This window comes from Secundilactobacillus silagei JCM 19001 (genome assembly GCF_002217945.1).
GTDB lineage: Bacteria > Bacillota > Bacilli > Lactobacillales > Lactobacillaceae > Secundilactobacillus > Secundilactobacillus silagei.
This window is the reverse complement of sequence record NZ_BCMG01000039.1, coordinates 1-301: the sequence shown is the minus strand read 5'-3', so window position 1 is coordinate 301 and position 301 is coordinate 1. Positions and strand designations below refer to the sequence as shown.

The 301-nt window shown below is 53.8% G+C and carries 1 protein-coding gene; it reads right to left on the bottom strand.

The window, feature by feature from the left end:
* A partial coding sequence (locus CES79_RS12920) for a hypothetical protein (RefSeq protein ID WP_159459503.1) occupies window positions 1–301 on the bottom strand: 301 nt, incomplete at both ends.

Here is a 301-nt window from a genome sequence, read left to right as displayed (position 1 = left end):
CCGTGTAATCGGACTGATCGATATTCTTCAGGGTATGGCCAGGTACACCTGGTACATCGGCTGGAGCGAGGCTGGCAACTAAGACATCACTGTCTTTGCCACCCTTTCCGTTCGTATTAGTCGTCCATGATGTGTAGCTGACACTATGACCGTCATCACCGACAGTTGCCGTCCGGTAAACCTTAACCGGCTGACCATCGAGGCTGCTCAGATCTTGGTTGGCGCCTGCGGCGGTGTAATGAACGGTAATTTCACCGTTCAAGTACTTCGCTTGCGTCCCATCTGGGTCGTTGGTCCCACC